We start from the raw sequence: 17464 nt of genomic DNA, 5'->3' as shown, positions 1-17464 counted from the left end.
GCGGGGAGGGTGCGGTCCGGTCGGGGTCAGAGGAGGTCGAGGGAGGCCGCGAGGTCGTCCAGTTCGTCCTGGCCGATCGCGGCGAGCGTCAGGCCGGAGGCGGGCGGGACGGTGGACGCGGCCGCTGGGCCGGTGCGGTCGGCGTGGACGACCAGGGCGCCGAGCATCCGGAACCAGCCCTCGGCCAGCGCCCGGACCTCCGCCTCGTCGTGGACGCCGTCGGCCCAGGCCCAGTCGGCGTGCAGGACGGGCCCGTCCGCCGACTCCAGGACGAAGGCGTTCACCTCGACGGCGTGCGCCATCGGCATGCCCGGGCCGGGGGCGTCGAGCCGGGCCCCGTGGGCGGGCAGCAGCTGCCAGTCGCCGCCGCCCGGACCGCCCAGCCGGCCCAGGTAGTTGAAACCGAGGCCCGCGGGCTCCGCCGCGGCGAGCTCCTTGCCGGCGACCGGGTCGAGGTGGCGCAGCAGGCCGTACCCGATGCCCTTGCGCGGGATCGCCCGCAGCTGCTCCCGGACCCGCCGCAGCGCCTCACCGGCGGTGGGGCCGCCGTCCTCGGCGTCCGCCGCGGCCAGGCCGTCCAGGGCGAAGCGGGTGGGGAAGAGGGTGGTGAACCAGCCGACCGTACGGGAGAGGTCGGCCTCGACACCGATGTCCTCCCGGCCGTGGCCCTCCAGCTCCACCAGGACCTCCGGGCCGCAGGGCCGCCACCGGGCCAGGGCCAGGGAGAGCCCGGTCAGCAGCACCTCGTTGGCGTCGGCGCCCAGCCGGTCGGCCACCGACGTCAGCAGCGGCCCGGCCGTCGCCGCGGGCAGGCTCAGGGCGAAGTGCCCGGCGCGGTCCTCGTGGTCGCGGGCCGGGTCCAGCGGGCGGCGGCCCGCGATGCCCGCACCCGGCCGCACCACACGGCTCCAGTACGGGGCTTCGGCCGCGGTACGCTCCCCGGCCGCCTCCGCGGCGAGCAGCTCGGACCAGCGGCGGAACGAGGTGGCCACCGGCTCCAGGGCGCCGGCGGGGGCCCGTCCGGCGGCGACCGCCTCCCAGGCCCGGGCGAGGTCGCCGGTCAGCACCCGCCAGGAGATCCCGTCCACGACCACGTGGTTGACGACCAGGGCCAGCGCCCCGGGCAGCCCGGCTCCGGCGTCGAACCAGACGGCCTGCACGATCACCCCGCCGCCCACCGAGAGCCGGTCGCGGGCCGCGTGCACCTCCCGCCCGACCCCCTCGACGGTGGCCTCGCGGCCCTCCGTCGCCACCCGGCGCAGGCACTCCGCGGCGCGCACCGACCCGGCCGGGCGGGCCCGCCAGCCGGAGCCGTCCCGGACCACGCGCAGCATGTCGTGCCGGTCCAGGACCGCCTGGAGCACCTCGGCCGCGCCCGCTTCGGTCAGCCCGGCCGGGGTCCGTACCACCAGGTACTGGTGGTAGCGGTCGGCGGGCCCGCCGCGCTCGTCGAGCCAGTGCATCACCGGCGTCGGCCGGACCGGCCCGACCCCGTCGTCGGCACCCGGCCGGGCGGACCGGGCCAGCGGCCGGGCGGCGGCGGCCAGGGCCGCCACGTCCGGCAGGGTCAGCACGTCCCGGACGGTGATGCGCAGCCCGGCCCGGCGGGTCGCGCCGACCACCTGCACGGCGATGATGCTGTCACCGCCGAGCGGGACGAAGCCGTCCTGCGGGCCGACCTCCGGGATCCCGAACAGGTCCGCCAGGACACCGCACAGGATCCGCTCCGCCTCGGTCACGTCGATTCCCCTCATGGTCTTCCTCGTTCTCGTTCTCCGCGGGCCTCCGCGGGCCTGCGCGTGCTTGTCAGACGGCGGTGCGGGCCGGGGCGAACAGGGCCCGCAGCGCGGCCCGGTCGACCTTTCCGTTGGCGGTCACCGGCAGGTCCTCCACGGGCCGGAAGTGCCGGGGCACCATGTACGCGGGCAGGTGCGCCGCGCACGCCGCGGCCAGCTCCCCGGGCCCGGGGCCGTCCGCCCCCGTCCGGGTCCACACCGCTGCGAGCCGGCGGGAGCCCGCGACCTCCACCGCCACCACCACGGCCCGGCGGACCCCCGGGACCGCGCCCAGGACCGCCTCGACCTCGCCGGGCTCCACCCGGTACCCGCTCACCTTGAGCTGGTCGTCGGCCCGGGCCACGAAGTGGAAGTCCGCCCCGTCGAACCGGACGACGTCCCCCGTGGCGTACGTGCGGCGCGGGGTCCCGTCGCGGTGGGGCAGGGTCCGGAAGCGGGTCGCGGTCAGCTCCGGGTCGCCCAGGTAGCCGAGGCCGACACTGCCCCCGCCGACGACCAGCTCCGCCTCCTCGCCCGCCGCGAACGGCCGCAGCACGCCGTCCGCCTCGCGCAGCAGCTCCGCCCCGGCGACGGCACCGCCGATCGGCGGGTGCTCGGGCCAGGACGCGGCCTCCCGCGGGTCCAGCCGGTACTGCGTGACCACGTGGGTCTCGCTGGGCCCGTACTCGTTGACCAGGGCGACCCCGGCGGCCGCGCAGAACCCCCGCACCTCGGAGTTGACGACGAGGCGCTCGCCGGCGACCGCGATCTCCCGCAGGTCGGGCATCGCGTCCGGTTCGAACGCGGCGGCCGTGGCCAGCGCGTGCAGCCCCACCACCGGCAGGAACAGCCGGGCGACGCGCTGTTCGCGGATCAGGTCCATCAGCGCGAAGGGGTCCTGGCGCTCCTCGTCGCCGACCACGACCAGCGCGGCCCCGGCCAGCCAGGTGGTGACGATCTCCTCGTAGCCCACGTCGAAGCCGATCGAGGCCGCCTGGAGGGTGTGCGGCGGGCGGTCGTGGGCCCAGTGCCGCACGTGCCAGTCGCCGAGCGCGGCCAGCACCGACGGGGGAACGGCCACCGACTTGGGCTCACCGGTCGATCCGGACGTGGGGATGACGTACCCGACGGTCCCCTCGCGCAGCTCCTCCAGCGGGGCGCCGCGCAGCTCGCCGAAGGCGACCTCGGCGGGGCCGAGCCCGGTCGGCGCGGTGTGGTCGGGACGGACCAGCAGGGCGCAGAGCCGGGCGATCCGCGCGGCCCGCGGCGCGGGCATGCCCGGGTCGACGCAGACCACGCCCAGACCGGCCCGCCAGGCGCCGAGCACCGCGGCGCAGCGCTCCCAGGACCGTTCGCCGTGGACGGCGACCACGTCGTCCGGTCCCAGGCCGCGGGCGGCGAGCCCGCCCGCGATCTCGGCGGACAGCCGGTCGAGTTCGCCGTACGTGTGGGCGACGCCGCCGTCGACGACGGCCACCGCCGCGGGGTCGCGCCGGACGGCACGGATCAGGGGCCGGACGAGCGAATGCCGCGGTCCGCGCGCGTCGTCGGTGTGCATGGACGTCCCTTCTGGGGATGGTGCGAAGAGGGGGAGGGGTGCGGGCGGGACGACGGGCTCAGCCATGCGGTGCCGCGCCGTGCTCGTCGATCAGCGCCGCCAGCCGGTCGAGCCCGTCCTCGATCCGGTCGGGGTCCAAGGAGCTGCACGACAGCCGCAGTTGGCGCCCGGCCCGCTCGTGGTCGCTGAAGTGGCGCATCGGCGTGAAGAGCACCCCGTGCCGGACGGCGGCCTCCTCGACCAGGGCTTCGGTCACCGGGAACGGCACGTCGAGCACGACGAAGAAGCCGCCCCCGGGGGTGATCCACCGGACCCCGGGCGTCCGGGCGAACCGCCGGTGCAGCCCCTGGAGCAGACAGCGCAGGTTGCGCCGGTAGACGTCGATCTGGCGGCGGTTGGCCTCCAGCAGGCTGCCGTCGTGCTCCAGCAGCATGCCGCCGACCAGCGCCTGCGTCACCGGCGGGGTGTTGACGGTCAGCATGCTCTTGGCCCGGGCCAGCTCGTCGGCCAGCAGCGCCGGGCCGCCCGCCCCCGTGACCCGCTGGTCCGCGACGGCGAAGCCCACCCGGGCGCCGGGGAAGCAGGTCTTGGCCAGCGAGCCCAGGTAGACGACCCGCTGCCCGGTGTCGAGGGCCTTCAGCGTCGGCGGCCGGGAGCCGTCCGCCACCCGGAAGTACCCGTACGGGTTGTCCTCCAGCAGCAGCATGTCCTCCTGCTCCGCGAGCTCCAGCAGCTCCCGGCGCGTCTGCACCTCCAGGGAGTGGCCGCTCGGGTTGGAGAAGTCCGGCACCAGGTACAGCGCCCGGGGCCGCTCCCCGGCCGCGCGGACCTCGCGGACCCGCTCGCGCACCTGCTCCGGACGCACCCCGCGGGCGCCCTCGGGTACCGAGCGCACCGGGAGGTCCAGCAGCCGGGCCGCGCCCGTCAGCCCGACGTACGTCGGGTCCAGGGCCAGCACCACGTCCCGCGGGCCGGCCTTCAGTGCGCGCAGCACGAGCCACAGCGCCTCCTGCGCGCCCACCGTGACCAGGACGGCCTCCGGGTCGCAGACGATGCCCTCGTCCCGTTCGAGGTGACGGGCGATCAGCTCGTGCACGACCCCCTTGGTGCGGCCGTACTGGAACAGCTCCCGCCGCACCCCGGCCCCGTCGTAGCCCTTGTCCGCGGTGAGGTGGTGGATGTACGTGTCGAGGTAGCGGTGCAGGTCGGACGGGTCGAAGAAGTCCTCCGTCGGCCGCCCGGGGGCGAAGGACACCGCCTCGGGGAACCGTCCCGCGATCTCGTTGAGGAAGGTCATGGACAGCAGCGCGGGGTCCGCGAGGGACGCGTGCAGATCGGCCCGGTCCAGGGCCACGGCCGTGCGGGTCACCGGCCCGCCCCCAGAGCCGTCAGCCAGGGTGCGTCGGCAGGGGTGCCGCAGCCCGACAGCTCCAGGGCGGAGCGCAGTTCGGCCGCCAGCAGCCCCAGCACCCGGGACACGCCCTCCGCGCCGTCCGCGGCCAGGCCCCACAGGACGGGGCGGCCCAGCAGCACCCCGTCCGCGCCGAGCGCCAGGGCCTTCAGGACGTCGGTCCCCCCGCGGATCCCGCTGTCCAGCAGCAGCCGGCAGGACGGCGGGACCGCCCCGCGGACCGCGGGCAGCATGTCCGCGCTGGCGACCGCGCCGTCGAGCTGGCGGCCGCCGTGGTTGGAGACGACGACGGCGTCCGCACCGGCCGCGGCCGCGATCGCGGCATCACCCGGATCGAGGATCCCCTTGACGATCAGCGGCAGCCCCGTCTGCTCCCGCAGCCGGGCCAGGTCGTCCCAGCCCAGGGCGCGGGCGAAGGACTCGGCGGTGTGCTCCGCCACCGCGCACGTCCCGGCCCGGCGCTCGGCGGCCCGGCGGGTCGTGGCCGGGTCGAGGTGCGCGGCCGCCACACCCGCCGGCAGGGCGAAGCCGTTGCGCAGGTCGCGCAGGCGCCGGCCCATCGACGGGACGTCGACCGTGACCATCACCGCGGCGCAGCCCGCGTCCTCGGCGCGCCGCACCAGCTCGGCGGTGAGCCCCGGGTCCCGCTGGCAGTACAGCTGGAACCAGGTGACCCCGCCCAGCGCCGTGACCTCCTCCACCGGCACGCTGCTCAGCGTGCTCAGGGTGAACGGCACCCCGGCGGCCGCCGCCGCGCGGGCCGTGGCCAGCTCGCCCTCGGGGTGGAGCAGCCGCTGGTAGGCCATCGGCGCGACCGCCACGGGCAGGGCCGCCCGGCCGCCCGGCAGTTCGGCCGCGGTGTCGCAGCCCCCGGGGCCCGACAGGACACGGGGGACGAGGCGGATCCGGTCCAGGGCAGCCCGGTTGGCGGCCAGGGTCAGCTCCTCGCCGCTGCCGCCCGCGATGAAGTCCCAGACCTCCGGGGGCAGGGCCCGGCGGGCGGGACCGGCGAAGTCCTCCAGCCGGACCGGGACCGGCGCGGTGTCGTGCCCGGCGCTCACCGCAGGACCTCTCCAGCGCCCAGCCGCTCGGCCTCGACGGCCTCGTACAGGGCCTTGATGTTGCCGTTGCCGAAGGTGCGGGCGCCGAACCGCTCGATCACCTCGTGGAAGAGGGTGCGGCGGGGGTGGGTGGAGCGGGTGAAGATCTGGAAGAGCTGCCCGTCGTGGTCCTCGTCGACCAGGACGCTGATGCGCTGCAGCTCCTGCGTGGAATGCCGGGCCAGGTCGAGCCGGTCCGCGAGCATCGTGTAGTAGGCGTCGGGGACGCTCAGGAACTCCACGCCGCGCTCGCGCAGCGCCCCGACCGCCCGGACGACGTCCTGGGAGGCGAAGGCGATGTGCTGGACGCCCGCGCCGCCGTGCTCGGCGAGGAACCGGTCGATCTGCCCCGGCTCGCGGGAGGTGTCGGGCTCGATCAGGGTCAGGGTGACCTCGCCGGAGGCGCTCTGCACCACCTTGGAGTCCATGGCCTGCGCGCCGACCCGGATGAGCTCCTGGAAGATCATGCGGAAGCCGAGGACGCGGGTGTAGAACTCCACGGTCCGGGCGAGTTCCCCGGCGGGCAGGCAGACCGCGAAGTGGTCGAGCTCCTCCAGGAGTTCGCCGTCCGCGTCCGGTGCGGCGGCGTCCGGCAGCGGGGTGAAGCCCGGGGGCAGCCCGGCCGGGTCCGGCTCGACGAGGGTGTGCACGACGTCGCCGAACCCGGCGACCACGGCCCGGGTGCGGCCGTCGGGGTCCCGGCGCGGCACCGCCAGGGGGACCGCGCCGCGGGAGACCGCCTCGTCGAAGACGGCGGTCACGTCGGGCACGCTCAGCGCGATGTCGGCGACGCCGTCGCCGTGGGCCAGGACGTAGGCGGCGCCCGGGTGGTGCGGCGAGACGGCCTGGGTGAGGACGAGGGAGATCCGGCCCTGGCGCAGGAGCAGGGACTCCGCGTCGGCGGACGCGGCGCGGGCGACCGCACGGAACCCGAAGCGGCCGGTCATCTCGGCCGCCGCCGACGCGAGGTCGGCGACGTAGGACTCGACGTGGCTGATGCCGAAGGCGGGGGAGAAGGTCATGGAGCTGCCGTTCGTCATGGGGCCGCCGTCCCTCGCGGGGCGGCGGACACGGAGAGGACGGGGGCGGGGGCCGCGGCGGCCCCGGTCGTCAGGGAGGTGATCCGGGCGGGCAGGCCCCGCCACACCTCCGGGGTGTAGAAGTGGCCGCCGGGCAGGACGTCGTGGCGGAACGGGCCGTCGGTCAGCGCCGCCCAGCGCGGACCCGCGTCCTCGCCGATGACCGGGTCCGCGTCCCCGGAGAACACCTGGAGCGGGACGCCGGTCCGGGCACCGGGGGTGTGGGTGAAGGTGTCCCGGGCGGCCAGGTCGGCCCGCATCAGCTCCACGGCCATCTCGGTCAGCTCGGGCTCTTCGAGGACGTGTTCGGGCAGCAGGCCGTGGGTGCTCATCCAGCCGAGCAGCTCCTCGTCGCGCTGTCCCTGCGCCAGGAACCGGTCCCGGTCGGTGACCCCGCGGTCCGGGGCGTTGCAGGCGGAGACGACCAGGGCGCGGGGCGCGGGCGCGCCCGCCGCGGCGAGCCGCACGGTGACGTCGAAGGCCATCCAGCCGCCCATGCTGTGCCCGAACAGGACGTACGGGCCCTGCCCGGCCACCGCCGCGACCCCGGCGGCGGCGTCCGCCGCGAGCTCGTCCCAGGTCCGGGCGAACTCCTCGGCGAACCGCCCCTCGCGCCCCGGATAGCAGACGGCCACCAGGCCGGCGCCGTCCGGCAGGGCCGGGATCCAGTCGTGGAAGGTGGCGGTGCCCCCGCCGCAGAAGCCGAGGCAGACCAGGGTGGGCGCGCCGTCCGCGGTCTCCTTCAGACGCACCGCGGTGGTGTCGAGGACGCTCACGAGGCCTCCCCGGCGGCCAGCGCGTGCACCGACTGCGCGTGCCGGGCCAGGTCCGCGAGGACGGGGAAGCGGTAGACGTCCTTGGTCCGCAGCGCGATCCCGGCGTTCTTCTTCAGCCGGGACACCACGCGCAGCGCCAGCAGCGAATGGCCGCCGAGCGCGAAGAAGTTCGCCTCCGCATCGACGCCGTCCCGCCCGAGGACCTCGGCCCACACGGCCGCGATCAGCTCCTCCAGCGGGCCCTCGGGGGCGCGCCCGGAGGACTCGGACCCGGCCGCGGGGGCCGTCGGCAGCGGCGGCAGCGCCTCGGTGTCCACCTTGCCGTTCGGCGTCAGCGGGAGCGCGTCGACCGTGACGAAGACGGACGGGACGAAGTACGCGGGCAGCGCGGCCCCGCAGTGCCGGCGCAGCTCCGCGTCGGTCACCCGGGCCCCGGGAGCCAGGACGCAGTACGCCGCGAGGAGGGTGTCGCCGTCCGGCCCGGTCCGGGCCACGGCGACGGCCGCCTCCACCGCCGCGTGGCCGCGCAGCCGGTCCTCCAGCTCGCCCGGCTCCACCCGGAAGCCGCGGACCTTGAGCTGCCGGTCGGTGCGGCGCAGGAACTCCAGACCGGAGTCGGCCCGCCAGCGCACCAGGTCGCCCGTGCGGTACATCCGGCTGCCGTCGGCGGCGAAGGGGTCCGCGACGAACCGCGAGGCGGTCAGCCCGGGCCGGCCGACGTAGCCGACGGCCACGCCCGGACCGGCCAGGTACAGCTCGCCCGTGGCGGCCGGCCGCAGCGCCTCGTCGAGGACGAGGGCGCGGACCCCGGCCAGCGGCTCGCCCAGGCGCGGGGCGGCCCCGGTGATCCGGGTCGCGGTGGCGTCGACGGTGCACTCGGTCGGGCCGTACAGGTTCCAGGCCTCCACGGACGGGTCCTCGGCCAGCGCCCGCCACATCGCCGCCGGCACCGGCTCGCCGCCCAGCAGCAGCCGCAGCGGACGCCCGGGCCGCAGCCGCGGACCGGTCAGCTGCCAGTGCGAGGGGGTGCAGTCGAGGTCGGTCACGCCGTGCGCGTCGAGCAGTGCGTCCAGCCGGGCCGGGTCCGTACGGTCCTCGTCGTCCAGGACGACCAGGGTGTCGCCGCGGCACACGCGGACCCACTGCTGCACGGACGCGTCGAAGGACAGGCTGGCGTTCCAGGCGACCACGCGGTGGCCGGACGGGTAGACGCCCCGCTCCTCCAGGCCCGCGACGAGTGCGGCGACGCTGCCGTGCGTGACCTCCACGCCCTTGGGCAGGCCGCTGGAGCCCGAGGTGTGGATGACGTACGCCGCGGTGGCGGGGTGCCCGGCACGGCCGGACGGCTGCCCGTCGGCCTGCGCGGCAGGCGCCGCCGTGTCCGCGTCGGCCGTGTCCGCGTGCGCCGTGTCCGCGTCGGCCGTGTCCGGGACGGCCGTGTCCGGGTCCAGGACCGGCAGGCCCTCGGCCCACTCGGCCGAGGCCCCCGCCCGCGCAACCACCGCACGCAGCCCGGCGTCGGCCGCGATGTGCGCGAGCCGCTCTCCGGGGTACGCCGGGTCCAGCGGGACGTAGGCCGCACCGGCCCGCCACACCGCCAGCGGGGCCACGGCCCAGCCCGTGCCGCGGGGCAGGCTCACGCCGACCCGGTCGCCCGGGCGGACGCCGAGCGCGCGCAGCGCCGCCGCCAGCCGGGCCGTGCGCCCGGCCAGCTCCTCGAAGGTCAGGGAACCGTCCGCGGCGTGCACCGCGGCCCGGCCGGGGAAGGTCCGGGCGGTCTCCAGGAACCGCTCCACCAGGTTCGCCGGCTCAGCCACGGGACACCGCCGCCACGGTTCCGGCGCGCGGGGCGACGGTCGGGGCGCAGTCCGCCACCGCGACCGGGTCGCCCATGGCGACGACGATCCGCCGGTCGCCGCGGAAGGGGTCGCGGCCGTGCGCGGTCAGGACGTTGTCGACGATCAGCAGGTCCCCCGGCTGCCAGGCGCGACGCACGGTGGCCCGCTCGTAGGCGGCGTTGACGGCCGCCAGGTCCGCCTCCGTCAGCGGGACGCCGTCACCGAGACCCGTGTCGAACGGCAGCCCGTCCGGACCGAGTTCGTCCAGCAGCACTTCGCGCAGCTCCTCGTCCAGCGAGAAGCGGTTCCAGAACGCCATGTGGTTGAACCAGACCTCGTCGCCGGTCTGTTGGTGGCGGACGATGCCGGGCCGCACCTGGCTGGTGCGCAGCGTCCCCTCTTCGTCCCAGGCGCAGGCGATGGCGTTCTCGGCGCAGTACGCCTCGACCTCCTCGCGGGTGGTGGCCCCGAAGGCGGACTGCCAGGCGACCGAGAGGGTCTCGGAGTAGGTGCGGGTCAGGACCCAGCCGGAGGCGCGCATCCGCTCGACCAGAGCGGCGGGGAGCGAGCGCAGCACCTCGCGGCAGTCGGTGACGGGGGTCGCGCCGCCCTCCTCGGGGGCGGTCAGGCAGCCGAAGAGCAGCAGGCCGGGGAAGGTCAGCGTGTAGCTGTTCTCGTTGTGCGGGCGGATCGCCTGCGCGGCGGGCAGGTCGGTGGAGGAGAAGACGCCGGAGCCGAAGTCGCTGCGGGGGGTGGCCTTCTCGCGGTACGGGGTGGCCCGGCGGACCAGCTCGTCGCGGACGACGGCGAAGTCGTCGACGCTGCGGACCGGCAGCCCGCTCACGTACACGGCGCCGAACCGGTCGAGCCCGGCGCGCAGTTCGGCGCGGTGCTCGGCGAGCCAGTCCCGCGCGGCGGCCGCGTCGGCCAGCTCGGGGGCGCGGACGGTGGCCGGGGCGCCGGGCTCGGTGAGCCAGTCGAGGACGCCCGCGAAGGGGACGGCCCCGGCGGCGGTGGCCCCGCCAGCGGTGGCCTCGGCGGCAGGGGCCTCGGCGGCGGGGGCCACTGCGGGGGTGGTCGGGTGCGGGCTCATGCGGCACCGCCCGCGGCCGGCGCCTGCGCGGCGTGACGGAGCTCCAGGGTGCAGCACTTGACGCTGCCGCCGCCCTTGAACAGTTCGGACAGGTCGACGCCGATCGGCGTGAAACCGCGCTCGGCCAGCCGGTCCGCGAGCCCGCGGGCGGCCTCGGCGAGCAGGACGTTGCGCCCGTCGGAGAGCGCGTTCAGCCCGAAGACCTCGGCGTCCTCCTCCGTGGCCAGCAGCGCGTCCGGGTACAGCTCGCGCAGCACCGCCTGCGACTCGGCCGAGAAGGCGCCGGGGAAGTACATGATCTCGTCGTCGTCGAGCACGGCGAGGGCGGTGTCCAGGTGGTAGAAGCGCGGGTCGACCAGGGTCAGGCCCACCACCGGGGCGCCGAGCACCCGTTCGGCCTCGGCGTGCGAGGCCGGGTCGGTGCGGAAGCCGGTGCCCGCCAGGATCCGGGACCCGGCGACCAGGTAGTCGCCCTCGCCCTCGTTGACGTGCTCCGGGGCGACCACCTCGGCATAGCCGTTGGCCTCGAACCAGGCCTGGTAGGCGGGGGCTTCGGCGGCGCGCTCGGGGTGGCGGAAACGGGCCATCAGGACGCGGTCGCCGAGGACGGTGGCACCGTTGGCCGAGTAGACCATGTCGGGCAGCCCCGGAACCGGGTCGATCAGGTCGACCGTGTGCCCGAGCTCCCGGTAGAGGGCGTACAGCCGCTCCCACTGCAGGACGGCCAGGTCGGTGTCGGTCGGCTTGGCCGGGTCCATCCAGGGGTTGATGCGGTAGTCGACGGTGAAGTGGGACGGGCGGCACATCAGGTAGTGCCGGGGACGGGCGGTGCGCTGGACGGTCATCGGCTCAGACCTCCCCGAGCGCGGCGACCAGACCGGCCGGGCGCAGATCGGTCCAGGTCGTCTCGATGTGGTCCAGGCAGTCCTGGCGACCGGCCGGGCCGTGGGTGGCCGTCCAGCCGGCGGGCACCTCGATCGAGGCGGGCCACAGGGAGTGCTGGTTCTCCTGGTTGACGAGGACGAGGTAGGTGGCTTCGTCGTCCTCGAAGGGGTTGGTCACAGGTGCTCCTGTCACGTCGTGGTGGTGGGTGTCGCGCCGGGTCGCGCGAGGCTGGTGGGTCCGGTGGCGAGGTGCCAGCCGTGGAAGGGGGAGGGGGGCGCGAGCGCGCGGCGGCAGATGGCCAGCGCGGCCTCCGCGGCGGTCGTCCCGGGCGTGGCCACGGTGAAGAGTCCGAGGTCCACGCCGTGCGGACCGCTCCGCACGCTGATGTGCTCCAGGCGCTCCCCCGGGCGGGCCGCGCCCCGGAGCAGGCGGAGCAGGAGGCCGTCGTCCGCGGGACCGGGGCCGGGCCCGGGCGGGACGAGAGAGATGAGGGTCAGCTCCACGCGCCCGGGTCAGTCCCAGATGAGGCCGTACGTGACCGCGCCCGGGGCGGCCGGGAGGGGCGCCGAGGCCGCCCGGACGGTGCCGGCCCCGGCCGTGTCCGCACCTGACGGCCCGCCGACGGTGAGCGCGAGCGCGGCGCAGGCGAGGGCCGCGACGACGGCCACGGCAGCGGTGCGGACCGGACGGGCGGCGGTGTGGACGCGAGAAGTCATGGAGGTGCCCTCATCGGGAGTGGGGAAGGGGTGCCGAGCGGCACGCCTCCATCCTGGCCAAGGTGTTGACCTGGGGGAACGGGTTCAGGGGTGGCGGAAGCGGCCTGGACGCTTTGGGACACCCGCCCCCGGCCGAGCCCTCGGCCGGGCCCCCGGCCGGGCACCGCCGAGGCGCCGTCGACGGCCGGCCGGAGCCGTGTCGACGAGCTGACCGGAGCCGCGTTGACGCGCGTAGAGGGCGCGTTTATGTCACGTAGATCTCCCGCAGGCAGGCTGCTCGCAGATCGACGGGGGCGACCGCATGCGAAGAGGGGAACCGATGTCCGTGACGCTCGGCCTGGAGGAGCTCGACCAGACGGTGTACGAGGAGATGCTGGCCCGGCCCGAACTGGGCCTGGCCGAACTCGCCGCCCGGCTCGGGGTGGAGCCCGACCGGGTCCGCGACTGCCTCGACCGGCTGTTCGCGCTGCGCCTGGTCCAGGCGTCCTTCGAGACGCCCGGCCGCTTCACCGTCGTCGACCCGGTCCTCGGGATGCAGCGGCTCCTGGACCAGCAGCACGAGGAACTGGTGCGCCGGCACCGCCAGGCCGCGGGCCACCAGCAGGCCCTGGTCCGGATCCTCGCGGGCGCCGGCCCCGGCGGCCGCCCGGCCGAGGGCGTCGAGCGGCTGGCCGGACTCGACGCCGTGCAGCGGCGGTTGGAGCGCCTGGCGCTGGAGGCCAGGACCGAGGTGCTGACCTTCATGCCGGGCGGTCCCCAGTCCCCGGCCGCGCTGGAGGCCGCCGAACGCAACGACGCCCTCGTGCTCGGCCGCGGCGTCGCCATCCGCACCATCGGGCTGGACCTCGTCCGGGAGGATCCGGGCACCCTGCGTTACAGCCGGGCGCTGCTCGCGGGCGGCGGGGCCTTCCGTACGGTCGCCGCGCTGCCGACCCGGATGGTCCTGGTCGACCGGACCCACGCCCTCGTGCCCATCGACCCGGCGGACAGCCGCCAGGGCGCGCTGTTCCTCTCCGCACCCGGCATGATCGCCCCGCTGGTCGCGCTCTTCGAGCGGGAGTGGGGCGCGGCCGTGCCGCTGGGCGCGGATCCGTCGGAGGCCGTGTACGTACCCACTGAGCAGGAGCGTTCCCTGCTGGGCCTGCTGGCCGAGGGCCACACCGACGAATCCGCCGCCGGACAGCTGCACATCTCGGCCCGCACCGCCCGGCGGATCATGGCCTCGCTGATCGAACGGCTGGGCGCCCGCAGCCGGTTCGAGGCCGGGCTGCGCGCGGCCCGCCTGGGATGGGTGTGACCCGGACGCGGTCCCTCCCTTCCGTCGCGCGGGCCCGGCCGGGCCGCCGCCGCGCCGCCGTGACCGATTCCGATGGGATGGTCATATGAACCGCTTAGGATGACGCTCCGTACATCGGCGGGCCAGGACGACTGGGGACCAACCGCCGTGTGGAGCTGTGCACGCGCACAGGGGGAACTCGTGGAATTCTTCGTGCTCGGTTCCGTGGGCGTGGCCCACGGGGGACCGGTGCTGACCGGTGGTCCGCCACAGCAGCGGGCGACCCTCGCCGTCCTGGTGCTCCGCGCGGGCCATGTCGTGCCGCTGCACGAACTGACCGCCGCGGTCTGGGGGGAGTCCGCCCCGGGCTCCGCGGTGATGATCCTGCGGACCTACGTCTGGCGGCTGCGGAAGCTGCTGGAGGGCGGGGAGTCCGGGAAGACCGGGGCCCAGGTCCTGGAGTCCGTGAACGACGGCTACCGGCTCGCGGTGCCGCCGGGCTCGGTCGACGCCGTACGGGCCGAGGAGCTGGCCGCGAGGGCCGCGCGCGCCCACGCGGCCGGGGAGCTGGAGGTCTGCGCCGAAGCCCTGGCCGAGGCCGGGTCCCTGTGGCGGGGCGAGCCGCTGGCCGGGGTGCCGGGGCCGTTCGCCGAGAGCCAGCGCTCGCGCCTCGCGGAACTGCGGCTGCACCTGCTGGAGGAGCGCCTCGGGGTGGACCTGCTGCTCGGGCGGCACGAGCGGGCCGTCCCCGAGCTCACCGCCCTCATCCGCGAGGAGCCGCTGCGGGAGCGCCCGTACGGGCTCCTGATGCGCGCGCTGTACGCCGCGGGGCGCCAGGGCGACGCCCTCGCCGTGTTCGGCCGGGCCCGCGAGGTGCTGGCCGACGAACTCGGCCTGGACCCGGGCCCGGACCTCCGCTCCCTGCACGCGCGCATCCTGTCGGGCGACCCGGCCCTCCTCCCCGCCCCCGCATCCCCGGCCCCCGTCCCCGGGGGCCGGCCGCCCGCACGGCTCCCGGCCGCACCCTCCGGCGCCGCGCCGACGGCACCCGCGGGAGCGCACGGTGTCGCCCCGGGCGGCGTACCGGCTTCCGGCGGCGCGCCTGCGGGACCCGAGGGGTTCCCGGCGGCGTCCGCCGGGGCCGCCGGGGCACCGGCCGGGTTCGCGGGGGTGGCCGCCGGGCCGGCGGGTGAGTACGCCGCGGGCGCGGCCGGGGCGGCGGCGAGTGCTGCGGCGAGTGCTGCGGCGGGGGCTGCGGCCGGGGCGCACGGTGTCGCCGCGGGCGGCGTGCAGGCCTCCGGGGGCGCGCCTGCGGGACCCGAGGGGTTCCCGGGGGCGGCTGCCGGTCCGGCAACGGTGTCCCCCGCCGGGGCACCGGCCGGGGTCCAGGGGGCGCAGGGGCACGGGCCTGCCGGTGTGGTTGCCCGGGCTCCCGGGGACCCGGGAGCCGGCCACGCCGGGGTCCGGGCCGGGCTGCAGGGCGGGGCCCCTGGCCCGGCCCGGGCCGCGGTGTCCGGGGCTGCCGTGGCGCCTGACCTCGCTCAGGGGCAGGGCGCGGCCGCGGCCGCGGCCGGGTACGTCCGGCCCGCCCAGCTCCCGGCCGACATCGCCGACTTCAGCGGCCGTGCCGCCGAACTCGCCGCCCTCACCGGCGCCCTGAGCGACCCGGCCCGCACCGCCCTGGCCGTCGCCGCCGTGAGCGGGATGGGCGGCATCGGCAAGAGCGCCCTGGCCCTGCGGGTCGCGCACCACGTCAAGGACGCCTACCCCGACGGCCAGCTCTACGCCGACCTCCGCGGCACCGGCAGCGACCCCGCCGACCCCGGCACCGTCCTGGCCAGCCTGCTCGGCGCACTCGGCGTGCCCCGCCGAGAGGTGCCGCCCTCGACGGAGGACCGCGCCCGGCTCTTCCGTACCGTCCTGGACGGCCGCCGGCTGCTCCTGCTGCTCGACGACGCCCGGGACACAGCCCAGGTCAAACCGCTGCTCCCGGGCGCCGCGGGCTGCGCCGTGGTCGTCACCAGCCGGGCCCGCCTGGGCGGGCTGCTGTCGGGACGCCACGTCCAGCTCGCGGAGTTCACCCCGGCGGAGGCGCTCGGGCTGCTGCGCCAGATCGTGGGCGCCGACCGGGTGGACCGGGAGGAGGAGGCCGCGGCCGCGCTGGTCGCGGCCTGCGCCCGGCTGCCGCTGGCGGTCCGCATCGTCGCCGCCCGCCTCGCCGCCCGGCCCGGATGGACCGTCGCGCACCTCGTGGCCCGCCTCGCCGACGAGCGGCGCCGGCTGACCGAGCTGCGGGCCGACGACCTGGCCGTCGCCGCCGTCTTCGAGCTGGGCTTCCGCCAGCTGACCGGGCCCCAGGCGAGCGTGTTCCGCCGGCTCGCCCCCGTCTCCCGGCCCGGCATCGGGCTCGCCGCGGCGGCCGCCGCCCTGGACCTGGCCGAGCCGGAGGCCGAGGAGCTGCTCGAAGCCCTGGTGGACGCCGCCCTGCTCGAATCACCGGAGCCGGGCCGCTACCGCCACCACGAGCTGGGCCGGGACTTCGCGCTCAACCTGCCCGCCCCGGCCCGCGGGCCCGGCCTGCCGGTGCAGCACCGCCTCCTGCAGCACCTGCTGGGCATGGCGGCCGAGGCCTTCCAGTGGATGATCCCCGGGGACCCGGTGCACCGCTCGATCGTCGCGGCGGCCGCCGAACCGGGGGAGGGACGGCTCGCGGACCTGACCGAGGCCCGCGCCTGGGTCGTCGCGGAGTTCGACTGCGCGCTGCACGCCGTCCAGCTCGTGGTGCGGCGGCCGGACGCCGCGGACACGGAGCAGCTGACGATGGCCGCCGACCTGCTGGTCGCGCTCAGCTCGTTCGGACAGGACATCCCGTACGCGCGGATCACCGCGACCGCCGCCGAACTGGCCCGGGCCGCGACGCTGCGCGGCAACGACCGCGCGGCCGGGCGCGCCCACTTCCTCACCGGGAACGCGGCGCTCCAGGCCACCGATCTGGGCCGGGCCCGCGCCGCCTCCGAGCTGGCCGTGCGGGCCTGCCGCCGGGCGGGCGACCGGGCGATCCTGCAGCAGGCGTACAACGACCTCGGGGTGATCGCCCAGTTCGAGCACCGCTTCGGCGAGGCGGCCGAGTGCTTCGACGAGGCGCTCGTCCTGGCGCGGGAGCAGGGCCACCGCTCGGGCGCCCTGACGATCACCCTCAACGCCGCCCTGGCCCGCATCCGCGGCGGCCGGGCGGCCGAGGCGCTGCCCGCGTGCGAGGAGGCCCTGCAGGCACTGCGGGAGATGGCCGACCACCACGGGGTCGCCCACGCGCTGTGCGTGCGCGGGCAGGCCCTGCACGAGCTCGGACGGCTGGAGGAGGCGCTGGCCGCGTACGAGGAGTGCCTCGACCTGTGCGACGCGGTCCGGATCCCGGGCCAGCGCGCGCAGGCCGACTACCGCTGCGCCAGGACGCTGAGCGACCTCGGCCGGACCCGGGAGGCGCTGGAGGCCTCCGCCCGGGCCGTGGCCCATCTGCGCACGGTGCCGGGCCGGGGCCGCGACCGCGGCTACGCCCTGCTGATCCACGCAGGGGTCTGCCTGGCGGCGGGCCGGCGCGAGGAGGGGCTCAGGCACGCGGGCGAGGCGCTGGAGGTGTTCGAGCGGGCGGGCCTCCCGGAGGCCGAGGAGGCCCGCACCCTGCTGGAGACGGGTGTGGCGGTCAGGCCCGGCTGTTGAACTCGTTGTGGTCCAGGCGGGGGCGGGGCGTGGTGTTGCCGTCGGCCGAGACGCTCGTGCCGCGGTCCGCGGTGAGGGCGGGGGCGCCGGCGGTGGCACCGACGGCGAGCAGCGCGACGAGCGCGGCCGGGACGAGGAGGGCCAGACGGCGCGTGACGGACGTGCGGGTGTGCGGCACGGTGGATCCTGTCTGTCGGTCCAGGTGCCGTGCGCGGCCCCTGGCTGGCTTGCGGGCTGTTC

General features: G+C 76.8%; 15 protein-coding genes. 2 read left to right on the top strand and 13 right to left on the bottom strand.

The window, feature by feature from the left end; translation table 11 throughout:
- Window positions 1-26 precede the first annotated feature (26 nt).
- From AB0F11_RS08240 to AB0F11_RS08185, 12 genes are read right to left on the bottom strand one after another with little or no spacing between them, the layout of a single operon-like run.
- Window positions 27-1754, bottom strand: coding sequence for a condensation domain-containing protein (locus AB0F11_RS08240; RefSeq protein ID WP_362169663.1), 1728 nt, complete (start codon window positions 1752-1754; stop codon window positions 27-29).
- Between the two features lie 52 nt (window positions 1755-1806).
- The gene (locus AB0F11_RS08235; RefSeq protein WP_362169661.1) at window positions 1807-3333 is read right to left on the bottom strand and encodes an AMP-binding protein; all 1527 of its coding nucleotides are present in this window, start codon (window positions 3331-3333) and stop codon (window positions 1807-1809) included.
- Window positions 3334-3391: 58 nt separating this feature from the next.
- A complete protein-coding gene (locus AB0F11_RS08230; protein ID WP_362169660.1) occupies window positions 3392-4702 on the bottom strand; it encodes a PLP-dependent aminotransferase family protein in 1311 nt (436 codons plus the stop codon).
- Window positions 4699-5766 carry an alpha-hydroxy acid oxidase gene (locus tag AB0F11_RS08225; RefSeq protein ID WP_362169731.1) on the bottom strand — a complete coding sequence of 356 codons (1068 nt, stop codon included), beginning with the start codon at window positions 5764-5766 and terminating at the stop codon, window positions 4699-4701. The genes AB0F11_RS08230 and AB0F11_RS08225 overlap by 4 nt, the downstream gene beginning before the upstream one ends.
- A 35-nt stretch (window positions 5767-5801) precedes the next feature.
- Complete coding sequence (hppD, locus tag AB0F11_RS08220; RefSeq protein WP_362169658.1) at window positions 5802-6884, bottom strand: 4-hydroxyphenylpyruvate dioxygenase; 1083 nt, start codon at window positions 6882-6884, stop codon at window positions 5802-5804.
- Window positions 6881-7699, bottom strand: a complete 819-nt coding sequence (locus AB0F11_RS08215) for an alpha/beta fold hydrolase (protein WP_362169656.1) — start codon at window positions 7697-7699, stop codon at window positions 6881-6883. Before AB0F11_RS08215 ends, hppD begins: the two co-directional genes overlap by 4 nt.
- Entirely contained in the window at window positions 7696-9516 is a 1821-nt protein-coding gene (locus AB0F11_RS08210; protein WP_362169654.1) for a non-ribosomal peptide synthetase, read from the bottom strand. Before AB0F11_RS08210 ends, AB0F11_RS08215 begins: the two co-directional genes overlap by 4 nt.
- On the bottom strand, window positions 9509-10630 hold the full coding sequence (locus AB0F11_RS08205; protein ID WP_362169652.1) for a TauD/TfdA family dioxygenase: 1122 nt from the start codon (window positions 10628-10630) through the stop codon (window positions 9509-9511). The genes AB0F11_RS08210 and AB0F11_RS08205 overlap by 8 nt, the downstream gene beginning before the upstream one ends.
- The gene (gene ddaH, locus AB0F11_RS08200) at window positions 10627-11475 is read right to left on the bottom strand and encodes a dimethylargininase (RefSeq protein WP_362169650.1); all 849 of its coding nucleotides are present in this window, start codon (window positions 11473-11475) and stop codon (window positions 10627-10629) included. Before ddaH ends, AB0F11_RS08205 begins: the two co-directional genes overlap by 4 nt.
- A 4-nt stretch (window positions 11476-11479) precedes the next feature.
- The gene (locus AB0F11_RS08195; RefSeq protein WP_362169648.1) at window positions 11480-11692 is read right to left on the bottom strand and encodes an MbtH family protein; all 213 of its coding nucleotides are present in this window, start codon (window positions 11690-11692) and stop codon (window positions 11480-11482) included.
- Between the two features lie 11 nt (window positions 11693-11703).
- Entirely contained in the window at window positions 11704-12018 is a 315-nt protein-coding gene (locus AB0F11_RS08190) for a hypothetical protein (RefSeq protein WP_362169647.1), read from the bottom strand.
- 9 nt (window positions 12019-12027) lie between these two features.
- On the bottom strand, window positions 12028-12231 hold the full coding sequence (locus AB0F11_RS08185; RefSeq protein WP_362169645.1) for a hypothetical protein: 204 nt from the start codon (window positions 12229-12231) through the stop codon (window positions 12028-12030).
- A 319-nt stretch (window positions 12232-12550) separates the two neighbouring features.
- Here AB0F11_RS08185 and AB0F11_RS08180 point away from each other — a divergent pair, with 319 nt between their 5' ends.
- Together AB0F11_RS08180 and AB0F11_RS08175 are read left to right on the top strand one after the other, a co-directional pair.
- Window positions 12551-13528, top strand: a complete 978-nt coding sequence (locus AB0F11_RS08180) for a helix-turn-helix transcriptional regulator (protein WP_362169643.1) — start codon at window positions 12551-12553, stop codon at window positions 13526-13528.
- A gap of 180 nt (window positions 13529-13708) precedes the next feature.
- Window positions 13709-17224: a BTAD domain-containing putative transcriptional regulator gene (locus tag AB0F11_RS08175; protein WP_362169641.1), complete on the top strand. Its 3516-nt coding sequence runs from the start codon at window positions 13709-13711 to the stop codon at window positions 17222-17224.
- Here the strand turns inward: AB0F11_RS08175 and AB0F11_RS08170 are convergent.
- Window positions 17208-17402, bottom strand: a complete 195-nt coding sequence (locus AB0F11_RS08170) for a hypothetical protein (protein ID WP_362169639.1) — start codon at window positions 17400-17402, stop codon at window positions 17208-17210. The two genes, AB0F11_RS08175 and AB0F11_RS08170, sit on opposite strands and share 17 nt — an antisense overlap.
- Window positions 17403-17464: the final 62 nt, after the last annotated feature.

Origin of the sequence: Streptomyces sp. NPDC032472 (assembly GCF_040636955.1) — a bacterium.
GTDB lineage: Bacteria > Actinomycetota > Actinomycetes > Streptomycetales > Streptomycetaceae > Streptomyces.
Note: the sequence above shows the minus strand (reverse complement) of the source record. Positions and strands in the feature narration are given on the sequence as shown.

Coding starts and splice junctions, on each gene's coding strand:
- ddaH (WP_362169650.1), bottom strand. CDS start 11,475: ATGACCGTCCAGCGCACCGCCCGTCCCCGGCACTACCTGATGTGCCGC.
- AB0F11_RS08185 (WP_362169645.1), bottom strand. CDS start 12,231: ATGACTTCTCGCGTCCACACCGCCGCCCGTCCGGTCCGCACCGCTGCC.
- AB0F11_RS08235 (WP_362169661.1), bottom strand. CDS start 3,333: ATGCACACCGACGACGCGCGCGGACCGCGGCATTCGCTCGTCCGGCCC.
- AB0F11_RS08240 (WP_362169663.1), bottom strand. CDS start 1,754: ATGAGGGGAATCGACGTGACCGAGGCGGAGCGGATCCTGTGCGGTGTC.
- AB0F11_RS08180 (WP_362169643.1), top strand. CDS start 12,551: ATGTCCGTGACGCTCGGCCTGGAGGAGCTCGACCAGACGGTGTACGAG.
- hppD (WP_362169658.1), bottom strand. CDS start 6,884: ATGACGAACGGCAGCTCCATGACCTTCTCCCCCGCCTTCGGCATCAGC.
- AB0F11_RS08205 (WP_362169652.1), bottom strand. CDS start 10,630: ATGAGCCCGCACCCGACCACCCCCGCAGTGGCCCCCGCCGCCGAGGCC.